Source organism: Vibrio sp. HM8-C, assembly GCF_058630515.1.
Window position 1 is genome coordinate 1 of record NZ_JBMMKS010000036.1, and the last position, 1,583, is coordinate 1,583.

Annotated in this window: 1 rRNA gene; it reads right to left on the bottom strand. The window is 48.6% G+C overall.

Annotated elements, in window-relative coordinates:
• Nucleotides 1-1,442: ribosomal RNA gene (locus ACOSVQ_RS20605) — 23S ribosomal RNA — on the bottom strand; the annotation flags it as partial.
• Nucleotides 1,443-1,583 lie beyond the last annotated feature (141 nt).

Consider the following 1,583-nt stretch of genomic DNA (forward strand, 5'->3'; position numbering starts at 1 on the left):
ACCGTCGCCAGGCCCACCTAGCCTTCTCCGTCCCCCCATCGCAATTGTAAGAAGTACGGGAATATTAACCCGTTTCCCATCGACTACGCCTTTCGGCCTCGCCTTAGGGGTCGACTCACCCTGCCCCGATTAACGTTGGACAGGAACCCTTGGTCTTCCGGCGAGGAGGTTTTTCACCCCCTTTATCGTTACTCATGTCAGCATTCGCACTTCTGATACCTCCAGCATGCTTTACAACACACCTTCAACGGCTTACAGAACGCTCCCCTACCCAATATGCTAAAGCATATTGCCGCAGCTTCGGTTTACTACTTAGCCCCGTTACATCTTCCGCGCAGGCCGACTCGACTAGTGAGCTATTACGCTTTCTTTAAATGATGGCTGCTTCTAAGCCAACATCCTAGCTGTCTGAGCCTTCCCACATCGTTTCCCACTTAGTAGTAATTTGGGACCTTAGCTGGCGGTCTGGGTTGTTTCCCTCTCCACGACGGACGTTAGCACCCGCCGTGTGTCTCCCGGATAGTACTTACTGGTATTCGGAGTTTGCAAAGGGTTGGTAAGTCGGGATGACCCCCTAGCCTTAACAGTGCTCTACCCCCAGTAGTATTCGTCCGAGGCGCTACCTAAATAGCTTTCGGGGAGAACCAGCTATCTCCGAGTTTGATTGGCCTTTCACCCCTAGCCACAAGTCATCCGCTAATTTTTCAACATTAGTCGGTTCGGTCCTCCAGTTGATGTTACTCAACCTTCAACCTGCCCATGGCTAGATCACTCGGTTTCGGGTCTATATCCAGAGACTAAGCGCCCAGTTAAGACTCGGTTTCCCTACGGCTCCCCTATACGGTTAACCTTGCCACTGAATATAAGTCGCTGACCCATTATACAAAAGGTACGCAGTCACAGGACAAAGCCTGCTCCTACTGCTTGTACGTACACGGTTTCAGGTTCTATTTCACTCCCCTCACAGGGGTTCTTTTCGCCTTTCCCTCACGGTACTGGTTCACTATCGGTCAGTCAGGAGTATTTAGCCTTGGAGGATGGTCCCCCCATATTCAAACAGGATATCACGTGTCCCGCCTTACTCGTTTTCACTTAAAATGACATGTCGGTTACGGGGCTATCACCCTGTATCGCGGCACTTTCCAGAGCCTTCACCTGTGTCATTAAAAGCTTAAGGGCTAATCCAATTTCGCTCGCCGCTACTTTCGGAATCTCAATTGATTTCTTTTCCTCGGGGTACTTAGATGTTTCAGTTCTCCCGGTTCGCCTCATTAACCTATGTATTCAGTTAATGATACATGCTTATGCATGTGGGTTTCCCCATTCGGAAATCGTAGACTCAAGTGGCTTTTACTGCCTAATCTACGCTTATCGCAAGTTAATACGTCCTTCATCGCCTCTGACTGCCAAGGCATCCACCGTGTACGCTTAGTCACTTAACCATACAACCCCAAGAGGTCTTTATGTATGGCAAACAACCAAGGTTTAGTTGTCTCTCATTATTTGAATGAGCGAGAGACATTTCGATTTTGCCGGACTCAAATATGAATACTTACTTATAAAGTAAGATTCCCAAGAACACT